The sequence below is a fragment of the Nonomuraea fastidiosa genome, from assembly GCF_042751225.1.
GTDB lineage: Bacteria > Actinomycetota > Actinomycetes > Streptosporangiales > Streptosporangiaceae > Nonomuraea > Nonomuraea fastidiosa.
Genome location: NZ_CP170570.1, coordinates 7,664,152 through 7,678,403, shown reverse-complemented (window position 1 = coordinate 7,678,403; position 14,252 = coordinate 7,664,152). Strand labels below are relative to the sequence as shown.

Annotated in this window: 21 protein-coding genes; 8 read left to right on the top strand and 13 right to left on the bottom strand. The window is 73.3% G+C overall.

What is annotated here, in order from left to right:
- Positions 1-30 precede the first annotated feature (30 nt).
- Positions 31-606 (top strand): TetR/AcrR family transcriptional regulator, encoded by a 576-nt coding sequence (locus ACFMQL_RS35300; protein WP_378789133.1) that lies wholly within the window; start codon positions 31-33, stop codon positions 604-606.
- Between the two features lie 63 nt (positions 607-669).
- Positions 670-1,578, top strand: a complete 909-nt coding sequence (locus ACFMQL_RS35295) for an alpha/beta fold hydrolase (protein ID WP_378789132.1) — start codon at positions 670-672, stop codon at positions 1,576-1,578.
- 25 nt (positions 1,579-1,603) lie between these two features.
- Here the strand turns inward: ACFMQL_RS35295 and ACFMQL_RS35290 are convergent, their stop codons facing one another.
- Positions 1,604-2,155 (bottom strand): TetR/AcrR family transcriptional regulator, encoded by a 552-nt coding sequence (locus ACFMQL_RS35290; RefSeq protein WP_378789130.1) that lies wholly within the window; start codon positions 2,153-2,155, stop codon positions 1,604-1,606.
- Positions 2,156-2,235: 80 nt separating this feature from the next.
- On the opposite strand from ACFMQL_RS35290, the gene ACFMQL_RS35285 reads away from it, so the two are divergent.
- Together ACFMQL_RS35285 and ACFMQL_RS35280 are read left to right on the top strand one after the other, a co-directional pair.
- Entirely contained in the window at positions 2,236-2,874 is a 639-nt protein-coding gene (locus ACFMQL_RS35285; protein ID WP_378789129.1) for an FMN-dependent NADH-azoreductase, read from the top strand.
- Positions 2,871-3,185, top strand: a complete 315-nt coding sequence (locus ACFMQL_RS35280) for a multidrug efflux SMR transporter (protein WP_364050720.1) — start codon at positions 2,871-2,873, stop codon at positions 3,183-3,185. The genes ACFMQL_RS35285 and ACFMQL_RS35280 overlap by 4 nt, the downstream gene beginning before the upstream one ends.
- Before the next feature lie 98 nt (positions 3,186-3,283).
- Here ACFMQL_RS35280 and ACFMQL_RS35275 read toward each other — a convergent pair whose 3' ends face one another.
- From ACFMQL_RS35275 to ACFMQL_RS35255, 5 genes are read right to left on the bottom strand one after another with little or no spacing between them, the layout of a single operon-like run.
- Entirely contained in the window at positions 3,284-4,072 is a 789-nt protein-coding gene (locus ACFMQL_RS35275) for an SDR family oxidoreductase (protein WP_364050723.1), read from the bottom strand.
- Positions 4,069-4,674, bottom strand: a complete 606-nt coding sequence (locus tag ACFMQL_RS35270) for a TetR/AcrR family transcriptional regulator (RefSeq protein WP_378789126.1) — start codon at positions 4,672-4,674, stop codon at positions 4,069-4,071. The genes ACFMQL_RS35275 and ACFMQL_RS35270 overlap by 4 nt, the downstream gene beginning before the upstream one ends.
- A gap of 56 nt (positions 4,675-4,730) precedes the next feature.
- On the bottom strand, positions 4,731-5,216 hold the full coding sequence (locus tag ACFMQL_RS35265) for a hypothetical protein (RefSeq protein ID WP_378789124.1): 486 nt from the start codon (positions 5,214-5,216) through the stop codon (positions 4,731-4,733).
- Positions 5,213-6,841, bottom strand: a complete 1,629-nt coding sequence (locus ACFMQL_RS35260; protein WP_364050732.1) for a HAMP domain-containing sensor histidine kinase — start codon at positions 6,839-6,841, stop codon at positions 5,213-5,215. Before ACFMQL_RS35260 ends, ACFMQL_RS35265 begins: the two co-directional genes overlap by 4 nt.
- Positions 6,838-7,503, bottom strand: coding sequence for a response regulator transcription factor (locus tag ACFMQL_RS35255; protein WP_364050735.1), 666 nt, complete (start codon positions 7,501-7,503; stop codon positions 6,838-6,840). Before ACFMQL_RS35255 ends, ACFMQL_RS35260 begins: the two co-directional genes overlap by 4 nt.
- 190 nt (positions 7,504-7,693) lie before the next feature.
- On the opposite strand from ACFMQL_RS35255, the gene vanY-N reads away from it, so the two are divergent.
- Positions 7,694-8,275, top strand: a complete 582-nt coding sequence (vanY-N, locus tag ACFMQL_RS35250; RefSeq protein WP_378789122.1) for a D,D-peptidase/D,D-carboxypeptidase VanY-N — start codon at positions 7,694-7,696, stop codon at positions 8,273-8,275.
- A gap of 10 nt (positions 8,276-8,285) precedes the next feature.
- Positions 8,286-9,029 carry a VOC family protein gene (locus ACFMQL_RS35245; RefSeq protein WP_378789120.1) on the top strand — a complete coding sequence of 248 codons (744 nt, stop codon included), beginning with the start codon at positions 8,286-8,288 and terminating at the stop codon, positions 9,027-9,029.
- A 5-nt stretch (positions 9,030-9,034) separates the two neighbouring features.
- Here ACFMQL_RS35245 and ACFMQL_RS35240 read toward each other — a convergent pair whose 3' ends face one another.
- The 6 genes from ACFMQL_RS35240 to ACFMQL_RS35215 form a co-directional block, all read right to left on the bottom strand.
- Positions 9,035-10,171 (bottom strand): DUF6596 domain-containing protein, encoded by a 1,137-nt coding sequence (locus tag ACFMQL_RS35240; protein ID WP_364057373.1) that lies wholly within the window; start codon positions 10,169-10,171, stop codon positions 9,035-9,037.
- A 7-nt stretch (positions 10,172-10,178) separates the two neighbouring features.
- Entirely contained in the window at positions 10,179-10,586 is a 408-nt protein-coding gene (locus ACFMQL_RS35235) for a YciI family protein (RefSeq protein WP_364057376.1), read from the bottom strand.
- 105 nt (positions 10,587-10,691) lie between these two features.
- Complete coding sequence (locus tag ACFMQL_RS35230) at positions 10,692-11,183, bottom strand: hypothetical protein (protein WP_364050744.1); 492 nt, start codon at positions 11,181-11,183, stop codon at positions 10,692-10,694.
- Positions 11,180-11,515: a hypothetical protein gene (locus ACFMQL_RS35225; RefSeq protein WP_364050747.1), complete on the bottom strand. Its 336-nt coding sequence runs from the start codon at positions 11,513-11,515 to the stop codon at positions 11,180-11,182. The genes ACFMQL_RS35230 and ACFMQL_RS35225 overlap by 4 nt, the downstream gene beginning before the upstream one ends.
- A gap of 139 nt (positions 11,516-11,654) precedes the next feature.
- Positions 11,655-11,819, bottom strand: coding sequence for a hypothetical protein (locus tag ACFMQL_RS35220; protein ID WP_364050750.1), 165 nt, complete (start codon positions 11,817-11,819; stop codon positions 11,655-11,657).
- Positions 11,806-12,228 carry a hypothetical protein gene (locus ACFMQL_RS35215; RefSeq protein ID WP_364050753.1) on the bottom strand — a complete coding sequence of 141 codons (423 nt, stop codon included), beginning with the start codon at positions 12,226-12,228 and terminating at the stop codon, positions 11,806-11,808. Before ACFMQL_RS35215 ends, ACFMQL_RS35220 begins: the two co-directional genes overlap by 14 nt.
- A gap of 36 nt (positions 12,229-12,264) precedes the next feature.
- Here ACFMQL_RS35215 and ACFMQL_RS35210 point away from each other — a divergent pair, with 36 nt between their 5' ends.
- Positions 12,265-12,468, top strand: coding sequence for a hypothetical protein (locus ACFMQL_RS35210; protein ID WP_364050756.1), 204 nt, complete (start codon positions 12,265-12,267; stop codon positions 12,466-12,468).
- Here the strand turns inward: ACFMQL_RS35210 and ACFMQL_RS35205 are convergent.
- Entirely contained in the window at positions 12,462-13,088 is a 627-nt protein-coding gene (locus tag ACFMQL_RS35205; RefSeq protein ID WP_378789117.1) for a GNAT family N-acetyltransferase, read from the bottom strand. The two genes, ACFMQL_RS35210 and ACFMQL_RS35205, sit on opposite strands and share 7 nt — an antisense overlap.
- A 180-nt stretch (positions 13,089-13,268) precedes the next feature.
- Between ACFMQL_RS35205 and ACFMQL_RS35200 the strand changes: the two genes are divergently transcribed.
- Positions 13,269-14,192, top strand: coding sequence for a GntR family transcriptional regulator (locus tag ACFMQL_RS35200; RefSeq protein ID WP_378789115.1), 924 nt, complete (start codon positions 13,269-13,271; stop codon positions 14,190-14,192).
- The last annotated feature ends 60 nt before the right edge of the window (positions 14,193-14,252 follow it).

The window sequence follows — 14,252 nt, the reverse complement described above, 5'->3', positions numbered from 1 at the left end:
GTTCGATCCAGATAGGGTACGGTCAGTGCCATGGCAAGGACCAGGGGGTTCGACACCGAGGCGGTCGTGGCCCGCGCGATGGAGCTGTTCTGGGTGCGCGGATACGAGGCCACCTCCATCCGTGACCTCACCCACCACCTCGGGCTCGGGCAGGGCTCGCTGTACGCCGCGTTCGGCGACAAGGACGGCCTCTACCGGGCCGCGCTGGAGCACTACCGCACCACGTACGCGACCGCCGCCCTGCGCACCCTCGAACGCGAGGGCGACGCCCGCGCGGCCATCCGCGCGCTGCTGCTGGAGCGGGTCCGCATCGCCGCCGAGGGCGGCCGCGGCTGTCTGCTGATCAACGCCGCGACCGAGCGCCTGCCGCAGGACCGGCCGACCCGGCGCATCGTGCGCGACGTACTGGACGCCAACCAAGAGGCGCTGGCCGGCCTGCTGCGGGCGGCGGCCGAGCGCGGCGAGCTGTCGCCGCGGCACGATCCCGAGACGCTCGCGGCCTTCCTGGTGACGTTCCTCAACGGGCTGCTCGTCTCCGCCAAGGTGACGCCGGACGTCCGCGCCCTGGAGCCGCTCGTGGAGGTCGCCGTGGCCGCCATCGAGTGAGCTTTTCCTGCCCGCAATCTGTATCGAACGATCCAGTTACTTATCGGAAGGCTGATCCACGCGATGATGATCGACCACCGCGGCGCCCCCGTACGCACCGGCCGCGCCGCCGCCAACGGAACGAGCCTGCACTACCGCACCGCCGGGTCGGGGTCCGCCGTGGTGCTGCTGCACGGCGTGCCCAAGACCGGCTACCACTGGCGCCACCTGGTGCCGAAGCTGACGCCCCGCTACACCGTCGTCGTGCCGGACCTGCGCGGGCTCGGCGACTCCGCCCGCCCCGCCGGCGGCTACGACTCCGCCACCATGGCCGACGACGTCGCCGCCCTCATGGCCCGCCTCGGCCACGACGCCTACGCCGTGATCGGCGAGGACTGGGGAGCGGTGATCGGCTACCAGCTCGCCGCCCGCCACCGCGACCGCGTCACCTCCCTGGTCTTCGCCGAAGCGCTCTTTCCCGGCTACGGCTTCGAAGACCACGCCGCGCTCACCCCGGAGAACGTCGCAGGCGGCCTGCACCTGTGGCACCTCGGCTTCTACTTCCAGCCCGACGTGCCCGAGATGCTCATCGCCGGGCACGAGCGCGAGCTCATCACGTACATGATCAAGAACGAGCGCAGCCGCCCTGACAGCGCCACCCCCGACGTCATCGAGGAGTACGTGCGCTGCTACTCCATGCCCGGCGGCATCCGCGCGATGCTGTCGATCTATCGGGCCATGCTCGTCGACGCCGAGCAGAACCGGCAGGCGGCGCGGCGCAGACTCGGCATCCCCGTGCTGGCGCTCGGCGGCTCCGCCTTCATCGGCGAGCGCAACGAGACCCAGATGCGGATGTTCGCCGACGACGTCACCGGCCACGTCTTCGACGCCGGGCACGACCTGGCCGAGGAGGTCCCCGACGAGATGGCCGAGGTCGTGCTGCCGTTCCTGGCCGCACACGCCGCCGCGCGGCCGCGCGCAGGAAGCCGCTGAGGGGCCGTGCGGGTGGTGAGCGGTGTCACCGCTGCAGGATCGCCGCGAGCCTGCCCAGCGCCTGCGTGATCTGCCGCGGGCTGAGGTCGAGCACCGTGCGCTGGTGGTCGTACACCTCGGGGGCGAGCGGTGCGAGCAGGATCTCGACCAGGGCGTCGGGGTCCGGGACGGCGGCGGCGACCAACAGGGAGCGCACGTGCGCGCGCCAGAAGCCGTACGCGCCGGTCTCGAAACGCGAGCGGCCCAGCTCCGAGCCGAGCACCAGGTGGGAGTGGCCCTCCAGCAGATCGACCATGGCGGCGTAGAAGGCGGCCAGCCGGTCGGCGGGCGGCGCCCCCGGCCCCAGGGGCGGCTCGCCGCGCAGCAGACGTTCCTGCAGGTCCCGCTCGTGCTCGTCGAGCAGCGCGACGGCAATCGACGCCCGGTCGGGGTAGCGGCGGTAGAGGGTGCCCCGGCCCACGCCGGCTCTCTTGGCGATGTCGTCCATCGTCACCTCGTGCGGCGGCCGCTCGGCGAACAGCTGCGCGGCCGCCTCGAGGATCCGTGCCCGGTTGCGTGCGGCGTCGGCTCTCTCCATGCCACCGATTGTATGTGGACGCGATGTCCGCTTATAGTCAAGTGGACACCGTGTCCGCATAGCTGTGGTGAGGAGAGACCATGCTGCTGCACCTGGACGCCAGCGCCCGCCGCACGTCGTTCTCGCGCAGGCTGTCCCGCCTGTACGCCGAGACCTGGCGCACGGCGCACCCCCAGGCCGGGTACGCCTACCGCGACCTGGCCGCGAACCCCGTACCGCACATCGGCGAGGCGTGGACCGAGATCTGCGACCACATCCTCGAGCGCGAGATCACCGACATCGCGCGCTACCGCGAGGCCGTGCGCACCCCGGCGCAGCGCGCGGCGTGGGCCATCGTGGAGCCGCTGCTGCAGGAGGTGGTCGCGGCCGAGGTGATCCTGATCGGCACGCCGATGTACAACTACTCGATCCCGTCGTCGCTCAAGGCCTGGCTCGACCAGATCACCTTCCCCAAGATGTCCCTGCGCGGGCGCTCGTTCGTGGTGACCAGCGCGCGCGGCGGCGCCTACGGGCCGGGCACGCCGCGCGAGCCCTACGACCACCAGGAGCGCTACCTGCGCGACTTCTTCAAGGGCCACTTCGGCGTGGACGACGTCACCTTCATCCACGCCGAGCTGGCCAACGCCCGCCTCGACCCCGCGCTCGCCCACCTGCGCGAGCAGCACGAGCGGTCGCTGTCGGCGGCGGTGGAGGCCGTGGCCAAGGAGGCGGCCCGATGAGCTGGCTGACCCTGCTGCTGGCCGGGCTCGTCGAGGTGGCCTGGTCGCAGAGCATCAAACCGACGCACAACTTCACCCGGCCGCTGCCCACGCTGATCTGCCTGGCCCTGATGGCCGCCGCCGTCTGGCTGCTGTCGCAGGCCATGAACACGCTGCCGGTCGGCACCGCCTACGCGGTCTTCACCGGCATCGGCGCCATCGGCGCGATCACGCTGGGCATCGTGCTCAACGACGACCCCGTCTCGGTGGGCAGGATCGCCGCGCTCGGCCTCATCGTCGGCGGCATCGTGCTGGCCAGGGTCACCACCTGACACCCGGCCGTGGCCTCGGGACGGCTCCGGCGCCGGGGAGGTCTGCGGCGAGACGGCGAAGGCCGCGCCCTTGTCGGCCTGGGATGTGGGGGAGCGTGTCAGCGCCAGTGCGCGTCGCCGATCAGCGTGGCCTCCGCGCCTCCGTCGGCGAAGATCACCTGCCCGGTGACGAACCGGTTGCCCGCCCCGGCCAGCCAGCAGATCAGCTCGGCCACCCACTCCGGCCGTCCGGGGAAGCCGCCGAACGGCTGCGGCGAGACCGACTCCACCGCGCGGCGCACCTCGTCGTCCTCGATGATGTACGCGGCGGCGGGCGTGTCCACGACGCCGGGCGCGACCGCGTTGAGCGCGATGCCGGACCCCGCCCACTCCGGCGTCGGCGCGGCCCTGCGCACCCAGCGGTTCAGCGCCCGCTTGGCCAGGCCGTAACCGCCGGTGGCGCCGCCGATGCCCGGCTCGGCGCGCATGAGGGCGAGCGCGGCTTCCTCGTCGCCGTCCAGGCACGCCTTGATGACCCGTGCGTCGGCGGGTTCCAGCGAGGAGGTCGACGATACGGCCACGGCGCGGGGCGCGCCGCTGCGCGCCAGCAGCGGGCGCAGCCCTTCGAGGGTGGCGACCGCGCCGAAGAAGTTCGTCTCCAGCATCCCCGTCTTGCCGCCGCCCGCCACGGCGAGCACCGCGTCGATGGGGCCGTGCCCGGCCACCTGCTCGACCAGCGACCGCCGCCCCTCAGGGGTGGACAGGTCTGCCTGGACGTCGGCGCCGGCGAGGTCGCAGCCGATGACCGTGCCGCCGCGCTCGCGGAGCATGGCCGCGGTCGCCGCGCCGATACCCGAGGCCGAGCCGGTCACCACGTAGGTGCGCCCGGCGTGGTCGGTGCTGCTCATCGCTCGTCCCCTCCCGTTCGCCGCGGTACCTCGCGGGTGCTGCGGTCGAAGTGCTCCACCAGCTCCTCGGCGCAGAGCTCGGGATCGACGCCGGCCGCGATGAGCGGGGCCACGGCGTCGATCGAGGCCCGCAGCGCCGCCGCCATGATCCGCTCGTCGAACGGGCGGAAGTCGCCGGCGCGCTGCCCCTCGTCGAGCAGGCGGGCCAGCCGCTCGCGCGAGTCGATGTCGTAGCGCTCGTAGTCGCGCAGTCCGCCGTTGATGAGGATCTGCCGCAGCGCCGCCACCTCGCGCGGGTGCTCGGCGATGAACCGCACGTTCGCCCGGATGACGGCCGCGAGCAGCTCGCGCGGGCCGGTCACGCCGCTGAGCGCGGCCTGCATGTACTGCTCGCTGTCGGCGACGATCTGCTCGGCCACGGCCGCGAACAGCTCGTCCTTGCCGGAGAAGTGGTAGGTGATCAGCCGCTTGCTGCTGAGCCCGGCCTCGGTGCGGATGGCCTCGAACGTCGTGGCCTGGTAGCCGCGCTCGGCCAGCAGGGCGATGGCGGTGCGGGTGATCTGCTCCCTGCGGGCCGCCGTCGCCGCCTCGCGCGTGGTCACGGCGCATCCCCTTCGTTATCCATGTGGATAAACATTATCCGTACGGATAATGTTCGTCAAACGGGCGGGCAGTCCCCGGGATCCACGCGCGGCTCGGCGCCGGCGACCGTGATGTCCTGGGCGGCGCCCGGCAGCATGGCCGCCACCGTGCACACGATCTGCCCGACGGCCCGCTCCGGCAGCTCGCCGGGCGGGCCCGACGGGATGATCACCAGGCGGCCGCCCTGCTCGGAGGCCACCGTGAACGGTTCCGCCTCGCGCGGCACGTCCGAGGTGTAGCCCTGCTGCCGTTCCTGCGCCGTCGGCCCGGCCGCCAGCAGCGCCAGCGCGTCCGCCGGGTACAACCGGCCGCGCGGGCGCGGCACCGGATGCAGCCTGCCGTCCTTGATCAAGTAGATGGCGGTCGCCCTGGCCGAGGCGACGGGGCCGCTCGGCGGCGGGCCGACCGGGATCACGTCGCTCGGCCGCACCCCGCAGCCCGCCACCACGACCAGCGCCAGCCCCACACCCACCAGAGCCCGCCAGGCCCGCCCCGCGCTCATGAGGAGCCCCCGTCCGCGTCGCGGGGCGCGGGGGAGGCGTCCCGGCGCGGGGCGCCCGGCTGGGACGGGGTGCTTCCATCCTGAGGGGTGCTTGCATCCTGAGCGGAAAGCGCGGGCGCGGCGGCCGTGTCCGGGGCGCCCGGCGGTGGCGCGCTGTTCTGGTCCTGGGTGCGGGGGAGGCGGAGGGTGAAGACGGCGCCGCCGTCCGGCGCGTTGGCGACGGTCAGGTCGCCCCCGTGCAGGCGGGCGTTCTCCCGGGCGATGGCCAGGCCGAGACCGCTGCCCTCGGACCTCGCCCGGGCCGCGCTTGCCTTGTAGAAGCGGTCGAACACGTGCGGCAGCACCTCCTCATCCAGGCCGGGACCGTGGTCGCGGACGTCGACGGTGATCGAGTCGCCGTCGGCGGACAGGCGTACCGACACCGGAGGCTCGCCGTGCCGCAGGGCGTTGCCGACCAGGTTGGCGAGGACGACGTCCACCCGGCGCGGATCCAGCCGCGCGCTCACCCCGGCGGGCAGCTCGGTCTCCACCGCCTCCGACCAGCCCCGCGTCCGCAGCGTCGCGCGGACCAGCTCGGCCACGTCCACGTCGTTCACAGCGAGCGCCGCCACACCGGAGTCGAACCGGCTGATCTCGATGAGGTCGTTGACGAGCTGGGTCAGGTTGAGCGTCTCCTGGCTGACCAGCCGCGCCGCCCGTCCGGCGGGCTCGGGCAGGTCGGCCGCCTCCTCGTCCAGCACGTCGGCGACCGCCGCCAGCGCGGCGAGCGGGGTGCGCAGCTCGTGGGAGACGTCGGCCACGAACCGGCGTGCGTCGGCCTCCATCGCACGCAGCTGCGCGACGTGCCGTTCCAGCTCGGCGGCGGTGTCGTTGAACGTCCGGGCCACGTCGGCCAGCTCGTCGGAGCCGCGTACCTCGATCCTGGTGTGCAGCCGGCCCTCGCCCAGCAGCCGCGCCGCCCGCCCCAGCTCGCGCACCGGACGCAGGACCCCACGGGTGGCCGCCAGGCCGAGGAGCACCGCGAACACCAGCGCCGCGCCTCCGTACAGCCAGGCCCACAGCGCGAGCTCGTCGATGCTGCGCTGCTCGGGCAGCAGGCTGTGCACGGTGTAGACCTCGATGCCGGAGTTGCGGGTCGTGCCGTCCGGCTCGGCGATCATCAGCGGCGCGCCGATGATGAGGACGGGCAGGTCCTGCCAGGTCACGCGCTGCCAGGCCATGGTGCCGCCGGCGACGGTCTCGCGCAGCCTCGGGGGGATGGCGGCCCTGTCCAGGTCCGGCGTGAGCGGGGGACGGCCGGGCCGCCACTGTCCCGGCGGGCGGGCGGGACGGCCCGGCGCGCGCCGCCCGCGGAAGAACGCGACCGCCGTGGAGTTGGTGTCGTTCAGGCCGGCGGCGATCCTTTCGAGCTCGTCCTGGCCCGGCGTGTCGGTGCGCAGCGGATACAGCGCCGCCAGCCGCTCGCGCATCGCCTCCACCGCGGCGTCCTGGGCCCGCTGCAGGATCTCGTTGCGCGCCTTGCCGTAGGAGACGCCGGCCACCGCCGCCGCCGTGACCACGCACAGCAGCACGAACGCCGACAGCAGCCTGCCGCGCAACCCCAGGGACGCCGCCGGAGGCTTCACACCGGCCCGAACCGGTAGCCGAACCCGCGGACCGTCTGCACGTAGACGGGCGATGCCGAGTCGTCCTCGATCTTGGCGCGCAGCCGCTGCACGCACGCGTCCACCAGCCGCGAGTCGCCGAAGTAGCCGTGCTCCCACACCGACTCCAGCAGCTGCTGGCGGGTGTGCACCCGGCCGGGCGTGCCGGACAGCTCCAGCAGCATGCGCAGCTCGGTCGGGGCGAGACTGACCGGCTCGCCCCGCTTGGTGACCACCAGGCTCGCCCGGTCGATGGTCAGATCGCGGTAGTGCTCCAGCTCCGCCTGTTCGCGGCCGACGCGCCGCAGCACCGCCCGCATGCGGGCCTCCAGCACCCGGGGCTGCACCGGCTTGACCACGTAGTCGTCAGCGCCCGCCTCCAGCCCGGCCACCACGTCGAAGTCGTCGCCGCGCGCGGTCAGCATGATGATCGGCACGTCGCCGGCGGCGCGGATGCGGCGGCACACCTCGAAACCGTCGATGCCGGGCAGCATCAAGTCGAGCACGACGACGTCGGGCGGGTCCGCGCGCAGCTGCTCGAGCCCCTGCTCGCCGGACTCCACCGCGCGCACGCGGTGGCCGTGGCGGCTCAGGGCCAGCTCCAGGCCCTCGCGCACGGCGGGATCATCCTCGATCAACAACACTCGCGATACGCCGCCGAGTTTCACTGGCTCGCTCCGTCACATCACACCTGCCGGTCAACCGCTCCACTATCGGCCGGCCGTGTCCGCATGCGGTGCCCGCAATGTCATGGTCGTGTCACGATCGAGCCGTCGACGAACCATGACATACGGCGCACAGCGCGCGCACATTCGCCGCCCATGGTAAGTCGCCATGGACGAACCACACACCATTCCACCCAGGCTGCGCGACCGGGTGTACGCCCTGGTCACGATGGTGCTGGCGGTGCTGCTGCTGCCGGTGGCCTTCGCCCGCCGTCCCGGCCGGGCCCGGGAGCTGGCCTGTACCTGGGCCCTGGGGCTGCGCTTTCCCGCCGAGGACCTGACGGGGCTCACCGACGGTGCCAGGGCGGCGTTCACGGCGGCGCGCACCGAGGCGCTGTGGCGGCACGGCCGGCTCATCGGCCTGACGTCCGGATACCGTGACCCGGCCACGCAGCAGCGGTTATTCGACGAGGAGGCACGCCGCTGCGGCTCCCCGGCCGTCGCGCGCATGCTGGTGCTGCCGCCGGAGGAGTCACGCCACGTCCAGGGCGTCGCCCTCGACATCCGCCCGCGCGAGGGCGCACGCTGGCTGGAGGAGCACGGCGCCCGCTACGACCTCTACCGCATCTACGACAACGAGTGGTGGCACTTCGAGTACCGCCCGGAGGCCGGCGGCGTCCCGCCGCGCCGCCTGCCGCACTCGGGCGTGCCCCAGGCCACGGCCGACGATCACCCAGGGGCGTCCCGATAGGGTGAGCGGCATGCCGTTGCAACTCCCTCAGGTGAACCTCAAGGCGCGCGACGAGGTCGAGCTCGGCCGCTTCTGGGCCGGCGCGCTCGGCTGGGAGATGGACAGCGAGGCCCCCGGGGTGACGAACCTCACGCCGGCGGGCTTCCCCTGGCCGGACCCCTCCGCCGTCTGCATCGACCTCGTCCGGGTCCCCGACCCCGAGACGGTGCGCTACCGCGTCCACCTCGATCTGGCCACCACCTCCGCCGAGCACCAGGCCGAGCTGGTCGCCCGCCTGACGGAGCTCGGCGCGACCCCCGCCGACATCGGGCAGGGCGACGTGCCGTGGACGGTGATGGCCGACCCGGAAGGCAACGTCTTCTGCGTCCTGGAGCCGCGCGAGATCTACCGCGACACCGGGCCGATCGCCGCCGTGGTCGTCGACTGCGCCGACCCCGGGGCCATGGCCGGCTTCTGGGGCGAGGCGCTCGACTGGACCGTGCACGAGGTGACCGGCGACCACGCCAGGCTGCGCTCGTCCCAGGGCGTCGGGCCGTACCTGGAGTTGATCCGGGTCTCCGGCGAGCCGGCGGTGTGGCACCGCTTCCACCTCGACGTGCTGCCCGACCCGGCCGACGACAAGCCGGCGCAGGTGGCCCGGCTGCAGGAGCTCGGCGCGCGCTTCGCCGACGTGGGGCAGGGCGAGGTGTCGTGGACGGTGATGGCCGACATCGAGGGCAACGAGTTCTGCGTGCTCGGCCGCTCCACCTCCTGAGGAGATCATGAGGAGCGGAGCCTGGCCGCCTGCCGGATGAGGTGGTCGCGCTCGGGCAGGCTCGGCGCCGACCGGGCGGCCTCGGCGTACAGCCGGGCCGCCGTCTCCCGGTCGCCGTCACGTTCGTGCAGGTACGCCGCGACGGCGGCGTACCTGGGCAGGGCGGGGTCCAGCTCCGCCAAAGCGGCCAGACCGGCGCGCGGCCCGTCGGCCTCCCCGACCGCGACGGCCCGGTTGAGCCGGGCCACCGGGCTGCCGGTGAGGCGGACCAGCTCGTCGTACCACTCGACGATCTGCACCCAGTCGGTCTCCTCGGCCGTCTGCGCGTCGGCGTGCAGCGCGGCGATGGCCGCCTGCGCCTGGTACTCGCCCAGCCGGTCTCGGGCCAGCGCCGCCTGCAGCACCTTCACGCCCTCGGCGATCATGCGGGTGTCCCACAGGCTGCGGTCCTGCTCGGCGAGGGGGATGAGCCGGCCGTCGGGGCCGGTCCTGGCCGCGCGCCGCGCGTGGTGCAGCAGCATGAGCGCGAGCAGGCCCGCCACCTCCTCGTGGTCGATCATCGCGGCGAGCTGCCGGGTGAGCCTGATCGCCTCCTCGGCGAGGTCCACGTCGCCGGAGTAGCCCTCGTTGAAGACCAGGTAGAGCACGCGCAGCACGGTGGCGACGTCGCCCGGCCGGTCGAAGCGGACGTTCGCGACGGTCCGCTTGGCCCTGCTGATGCGCTGCGCCATCGTCGCCTCCGGCACCATGTACGCCTGCGCGATCTGCCGCGTGGTCAGCCCGCCGACCGCGCGCAGCGTGAGCGCCACGGCCGAGGACGGCGACAGCGACGGATGCGCGCACAGGAAGTACAGCCACAGCGTGTCGTCCACCGCCGTGCCGGGGCCGGGCGGCGGCTCGGCCCCGGCACGCGCCTCGCGGTCGCGGCGCGCGGTGTCGGCGCGGGCGGCGTCGAGGAACTTGCGCCAGGCCACGGTGACCAGCCAGCCCTGCGGGTCGCGCGGCGGGCCGTCCCGCCAGCCGCGCACGGCCTCGACCAGCGCCTCCTGTACGGCGTCCTCGGCCGCCGCGAAATCCGCTCCGCGACGGACGAGGACGCCGATCACGACGGGGGTGAGGCTGCGCAGCAGGGCCTCGTCCACCATGCGGCTACTCCGTGATGGTCTCGGGCTCGTGGAGGAACGGCCGCACCTCCAGCCATTCGTGGATCGGCTCGCCGCCCGCGCCCGGCGCCGCCGACAGCTCGGCGGCCAGCTCCAGCGCCCGCTCCTGGCTGTCGACGTCGATCACCATCCAGCCGGCGATCAGGTCCTTGGTCTCGGGGAACGGGCCGTCGGTGACCGGCGGCCGGCCCTCGCCGCCGTATCGGACCCACATGCCCTCCGGAGCGAGCGCCTGGGCGTCGACGAACTCGCCGGTGTCCTCCAGCCGCTTGGCGAAGTCGCGCATGTACTGGATGTGCGCCGAGACCTCCTCCGGCGTCCACTGGTCCATCGGCACGTCGTTGACCGGCGCGGGCGCGCCCCGGTAGTGCTTGAGCAGCAGGTACTTGGCCATCGCGTTCTCCTTCGTACGGTCGGTCGTCATCGCGGTGTTCATGCCGGGGACGGAGCCGCCGCCGCGTTCTCGACATCTTCGCCGCGACTTTTTTGAAGGGCGCGATCAGGCCCTGGATCGCAGCCGCCGCCACCACGGCGGCCCGGAGACGCGGGCGGCCGTCCCGTGCGGCGGCTCGCCCGTGCGCGCGTACGCGAAGAACGCCGCGAGATCGTGCGCGGGGCCCTGGCCGATGCGCTTGGCGACCTTGTTGTGCGGGTAGCCGCGCAGCCCGTCGGGGCTCTCCACCGCGGCGGCCCGCTGATCGGTGCAGTACACCCACGACCAGCCGCAGTTCCTGACGATCATCTCGCCCAGGTACGCGCCCGCACCCATGATCACCTCGTGCGCGTCCTCGGGAGCCGGCTTGGTGGCCACGAACGCGGCGCAGTAGTTGTCGAGGTGATGCAGGAACGCCGGGTCCCAGTCGAGCGCGAACCCCTCGGCCCGCGCCCGCTCCACGAAGCCGTCGGCCAGGACGCGCATGTGCTCGGCGGTCTCGGCATCGCTGGGCGGCTCGCGCCGCGGCCCCCTGCCCAGCAGCCGGCCCAGCGTCATGGCAGCTCCTCGCGCAGGAGGGCGCGGGCGAACGGCTCCCCGGCGGCCCGCGCGTACGCCTGGCGCTCGCGTACCTCGGCGAGCGTGCGCGGCCGGTAGCCGGGACCGTCGCCGCACCCCATGGGGAACCGGATCCCGGCGTGCAGCAGCACCGACAGCACCCGCCAGCCCTCGACGTCGCGCCGGGCCGGCGCCGCAAAGGCGGATCCGACGTGGATCAGCGGCCCGGCGCACCCCGGGCACACCCGGTCACCCTCGCCCCTGGCGAGGTGGGGCTGCTTGTACGAGGCGCGGCACGGCAAGCAGACGAACGACGTCTTCCCATGACCCATGCGCCTACCTTAGGCCCTTGATCGACTCAGGTCGCGGTCATGCGGGGTGGGTCTCGGGCAGGACGGCGTCCACGGCGTGACGAACGGCGCGCGGCCGGGCCCGGCCCCGCGTAGCCGCTACGTGTCCGTGGCACAGACGTCACACGTACGGCGCCTCAGTGCTGACGCGCGCCGCATCACCGGTGGCCAGGCGGGTGAGGAGCTTCAGGGCGGCCGCGTCGGGGGAGCCCGGGGCGGCGGTGAAGACCGCCAGGCGCCGGCCGTCGTCCTGGGGCAGCTCCATCAGCTCGTCATTCAGCGTCATCGACGCCCACCAGCGGGTGACGGAAGGCGCGCGTGGGCGGGATGCAGGCGGGTACGTGGTGAGCCGCCCACAGCGCGGCGAACTCCGCGCTGTTCAAGGTCAGCTCGCCGATCAGCTCGGCCAAGTCCGGATCGTCGGGGTAGCGGGCGGCGATCAGGCGCAGGTCGGCCACGGTGTCGCGGGCCTTGCCCCGCCAGTCGGCGTACAGCTCGCGGGTGTGCGGGTCGAGGAAGACCAGGCGTGCGATGTTGGGGCGCTGCCAGGGCTGCTCGGGCGCCTCGTACGGCAGATGCCCGGCCAGCAGCGCGTGCGCCGTGCGGTTCCAGGCCAGCACGTCGGTGCACCGGCCGATCACGAGCGCGGGCACGTCGCCGAACGCCTCGATCATCAGCCGGAGGACCGGCCGCACACGTTCGGGACGCGGCCGCCGGCGGCGCTTCGGCCGGTGCGGGCCGCCGCTCGACGAGGAGGCGCGATCGGCACCGCGGGGCTGGCGGCCGTCGCGACCGCGCGTACCGAGGCGCTGGCGGCGGCGACGCCCGTGCTCGCCACGCTGGGCGGGCTCCACGCGGCGATGCTCGTGGCGGGCGTGGTCTGCCTGGCCGGGGCCGTTCTGGCGGTCGTGCTGCTCGGCCGGTCGTCTCAGTGACGCTCGTCGACGGCCCGCCTTTCGGCCTGTACGAGCCGCAGGGAGATGTAGTAGTTGATCCCGGTCTTTCGGGTGTGGCGCACTTTGGTGCGCTGGAACTCGCGGAAGCCGAGCTTGTCGTACAGGCGCAGGGCCGCGGTGTTGACGTCGGAGATCTCCGCCAGGACGTACTCGTCGTACTGGGGGAGGGCGAGCAGGTGGGTCAGCAACGCCGTCGCGACGCCCCGGCCCCGGTACCGGATGGCGGTGGCCACGAACTCCAGGGAGGCCATCCCGTCCTTGGCGTAGGGGAGAGGTTTGGCGAACTCGCGGCGGAAACCGATGTCGGCGATGGTGCCCTTGTAGAACCCCAGGTGCCTGCGCAGCTCGCGCCTGTCGTGCTGGAACGACGGCCGCCTGCCGTCCGTACAGGCGGTGATCCCGGCGGGACGCCCGTCGACCAGGGCCACGTAGAACACGTCGAGGACCAGCGCGTGCTCCAAGGCGTCGGCGAGCTTGGCGGGGTCGTCGGAGAAGGAGGAGAAGTCGGGGCCGAACCCGTCGACGAAGACCTCGGCGATGGCTCGGCGATGGCTCTCGCCCAGCTCGGCGGCGCGTACCACTTCGATGGCGTCGGGCAATGCTCACCTCGGAGGAGTCGTTGTACGGTGTACGAACGGAGACGGTAGCCCGCCCCGCGAGGCGGCGCCTGCCATGAGCGGCGGTGTGCTAGGCCAGCTCATCAGCCCTCCACCAGGGGCGATCCCGTCACTGTGGCCGGTGCGCCGCTGCCCTAGTACAGGAAGAGGACGCGATCGGTCATGCGGAGAAGCCTCCCGCCCTATCAGCGGATCGTGCGGGAGATCGAGCGGCGCATCGACACGGGCGCGCTGCGGCCCGGCGACCGCGTCCCCTCCATCAGGCAGGCCGCCGCGCAGTGGGGCGTGGCCACCGCGACCGCCGCCAAGGCGCTCGACACGCTGCGCAGGCGCGGCCGGGTGGTGGCCGTCCCACGCGTCGGCACCGTCGTCGCGGAACCCGCGCCAGCCCCGAAACCCCGGCCGCGCCGGGAGCGCCGCCCGGTCGCCTCCGGCCCGGACGACGAGCGGCGGCGGGTCGTGCGGGCCGCGATCGCGCTCGCGGACGAGCAGGGCTTCGAGGCGGTGTCCATGCGCGGCGTCGCGGCCAGGCTCGGCATGCCCACCATGTCCCTGTACGGCCTCGTGGACGGCAAGGAGGAACTGGCCGCGCTCATGGCCGACACCGCCTTCGGCGAACTGGACCTGCCCCAGGAGCCGCCGCCGAGCTGGCGGGCGCACCTGGAGCTCGCGGCGCGCCTGCAATGGGGCCTCTACCTGCGCCATCCCTGGCTGCCCCGGGTCATGTCGCTCACCCACCCGCAGCCCCTGCCCAACATGCTCAGGTTCGGCACCTGGGGCATGAACGCCATACTCGGGCTCGGCCTCGATCCCGAGACGGCCCGGATCGTGTGGTGGGCGGTGGCCAACCATGCCAGGGGGACCGCCACCAACCTGGAGGCGCAGCGCGACGCCGAGCAGCACACGGGCCTGTCGCCCGACCAGTGGTACACCGCCCACCTGCCGTCCCTGCACGCCGCGCTCTCGACGCCCGCGGCGCCCATCGACGACACCCTCGGATTCGACCTGACGGTGTTCTTCGAGGCCGGGCTGCGGTTGCTGCTGGACGGTGCCGCCGTGCTGATCGGACGGCGGCACCGCGCGTAGCGAGCACTTGGCGAAGCCCGCCGTTCACGTGATCTTCAGCGCCGGAAACAGGTATGAATC

Bases quoted from the DNA above. Each gene is read 5' to 3' on its own strand.
- ACFMQL_RS35290 (WP_378789130.1), bottom strand. From the start codon at position 2,155: ATGGAGAGAGCCGACGCCGCACGCAACCGGGCACGGATCCTCGAGGCG.
- ACFMQL_RS35275 (WP_364050723.1), bottom strand. From the start codon at position 4,072: ATGAGCAGCACCGACCACGCCGGGCGCACCTACGTGGTGACCGGCTCG.
- ACFMQL_RS35230 (WP_364050744.1), bottom strand. From the start codon at position 11,183: ATGACGCTGGGCCGGCTGCTGGGCAGGGGGCCGCGGCGCGAGCCGCCC.
- ACFMQL_RS35220 (WP_364050750.1), bottom strand. From the start codon at position 11,819: ATGACGCTGAATGACGAGCTGATGGAGCTGCCCCAGGACGACGGCCGG.
- ACFMQL_RS35225 (WP_364050747.1), bottom strand. From the start codon at position 11,515: ATGGGTCATGGGAAGACGTCGTTCGTCTGCTTGCCGTGCCGCGCCTCG.
- ACFMQL_RS35265 (WP_378789124.1), bottom strand. From the start codon at position 5,216: ATGAGCGCGGGGCGGGCCTGGCGGGCTCTGGTGGGTGTGGGGCTGGCG.
- ACFMQL_RS35235 (WP_364057376.1), bottom strand. From the start codon at position 10,586: ATGGCCAAGTACCTGCTGCTCAAGCACTACCGGGGCGCGCCCGCGCCG.
- ACFMQL_RS35300 (WP_378789133.1), top strand. From the start codon at position 31: ATGGCAAGGACCAGGGGGTTCGACACCGAGGCGGTCGTGGCCCGCGCG.
- ACFMQL_RS35200 (WP_378789115.1), top strand. From the start codon at position 13,269: ATGCGGAGAAGCCTCCCGCCCTATCAGCGGATCGTGCGGGAGATCGAG.
- ACFMQL_RS35280 (WP_364050720.1), top strand. From the start codon at position 2,871: ATGAGCTGGCTGACCCTGCTGCTGGCCGGGCTCGTCGAGGTGGCCTGG.
- ACFMQL_RS35295 (WP_378789132.1), top strand. From the start codon at position 670: ATGATGATCGACCACCGCGGCGCCCCCGTACGCACCGGCCGCGCCGCC.
- ACFMQL_RS35245 (WP_378789120.1), top strand. From the start codon at position 8,286: ATGCCGTTGCAACTCCCTCAGGTGAACCTCAAGGCGCGCGACGAGGTC.
- vanY-N (WP_378789122.1), top strand. From the start codon at position 7,694: ATGGACGAACCACACACCATTCCACCCAGGCTGCGCGACCGGGTGTAC.
- ACFMQL_RS35285 (WP_378789129.1), top strand. From the start codon at position 2,236: ATGCTGCTGCACCTGGACGCCAGCGCCCGCCGCACGTCGTTCTCGCGC.